At 34.7% G+C, this 2033-nt stretch carries 1 protein-coding gene; it reads left to right on the top strand.

Going from position 1 to position 2033, the window contains the following annotated elements:
• The first annotated feature begins 283 nt into the window (after nt 1-283).
• Nucleotides 284-1786, top strand: coding sequence for a SulP family inorganic anion transporter (locus AC3AX0_RS12320; protein WP_487550575.1), 1503 nt, complete (start codon nt 284-286; stop codon nt 1784-1786).
• Nucleotides 1787-2033: the final 247 nt, after the last annotated feature.

Here is a 2033-nt window from a genome sequence, read left to right as displayed (position 1 = left end):
ATTTATTTAATAAATTTAGTAGTAACTAAATGAGAGGATATGGGTTTGATTGTTTAGCAGAAGTTGTGATATGAAAACTCTGGAATAATCCTGATAGTATAGTCCAACGCATGAAAAGGTTATCCTGTGCAAATAAACTGAAATGGTTGAAAAATGGCCGAAAAATGTAGACTTTAAGGTTGTTCTGTGTTAATATAACAATTCTGGTTTAAAACTAAATAGAATCCAGTTATGGATCTGAGGCATTTTGTGAATGCCTGAGATTAATGTTTAAGGAGAATTAATGACAACAAAAAAAATAAAAAGTAACACATGGAACTTTATCAAAATGAAAATTGAAATTTTAGCTGGACTTACGGTGGCCCTTGCTCTTGTACCTGAAGCAATAGCTTTTGCCTTTGTGGCAGGAGTGGATCCTTTAGTGGGCCTCTATGCAGCTTTTATAGTAGGATTAATAACATCCATATTCGGAGGAAGACCTGGAATGATTTCAGGTGCCACAGGAGGACTTGCAGTAGTTATGATTCATCTTGTTTCCCAATATGGAGTTGAATATTTATTTGCAGCAGTTGTGCTGATGGGAATTATTCAAATTATTATAGGGTTGCTTAAACTGGGACAATTGGTGAGGATGATACCTCATTCTGTAATGCTTGGTTTTGTAAATGGGTTGGCAATTGTGATTTTTCTTGCACAACTCGATAACTTTAAGGTTGAAAATACAAATGGAATGCTAGTGTGGATGACTGGAAATAGTTTGTGGACAATGGCAGGATTGGTAGCATTGACTGTAGCTGTAATATATATAGGGTCAAAGTTTGTAAAAGGTATACCGGCACCTTTGTTGGCTATTATTACAGTCACAGTAATGGTAGGAGTACTTGGAATCGAAACAAAATCTGTTGGAGATATTGCTTCTGTAGGCGGTGGATTACCAAAATTCAGACTACCAATGGTTCCACTAAATATGGAAACATTGAAAATTATTCTTCCACATTCAATAATATTTGCCATTATAGGTCTTATAGAATCACTTATGACACTTACTCTTGTTGATGAAATAATAGAAAACAAGGGAAGCGGCAACAGAGAATGTTTAGGACAGGGATTGGCAAATCTTGTAACAGGTTTCTTTGGAGGAATGGGTGGCTGTGCAATGATAGGACAAAGCATGATAAATGTGGAGTCTGGTGCAAAGGAAAGACTTTCTGGAATTTCAGCGGCATTATTTCTTTTGGGATTCATACTTTTTGGTTCAGCATTAATAGAAATAATTCCAATAGCGGTACTTGTAGGAGTTATGTTTGTAGTGGCTATTTCAACTTTTGAGTGGACAAGCTTCAGGATAGCTAAAAGTATACCTAAAAGCGATCTGATTATCATTGTTCTTGTTTCTTCTTTAACTGTCATATATGATTTGGCAATAGCGGTTATAGCAGGTGTTATTGTAGCATCACTTGTGTTTTCATGGGAAAAGGGAAAAAGGATAGATATATTCAAGGCAATGGAAGGAGATTCAAAAGTTTATTCTCTTAGAGGAGCTTTATTTTTCGGGTCTGTAAGAACCTTTATTGATTCTGTTGATACGACAGTTGACGCAAAGGATGTAATTATAGATTTCAATCATGCAAGAATATTTGACCATTCGGCAATCGAGGCTATAAACAATGTGACTGAAAAGTTTAAAAATGTTGGAAAAAAAGTCCATCTGAGAAATCTGAGTACTGAATGCTTTGCATTCGTTCAGGGCTCCAGTGATATTATGGATGTTAATATAATAGATTAAGTTAAAAGACAGAGGATAAAAGTTTCCTCTGTCTTTGATTTTTGAGATTTTTCTTATAGATATAATAAAATGGACACTGTAAGATAGACAGTTGAAAAAAGAGACCTTTCTCTTAAAACTAACCGATCCTGTTTTATAGGGTCTATTTTATTGTCTATGTAGAAGTGTTTTTTTTAGTGAATTGACGAAAAGCTAAGTTGACTTACAAAAAAGTGCCTACTTGAAGGAACTTCCCAAATATAATATA

The organism is Dethiosulfatibacter sp. (assembly GCF_983023055.1).
This window is presented reverse-complemented; position numbering and strand designations above follow the sequence as displayed.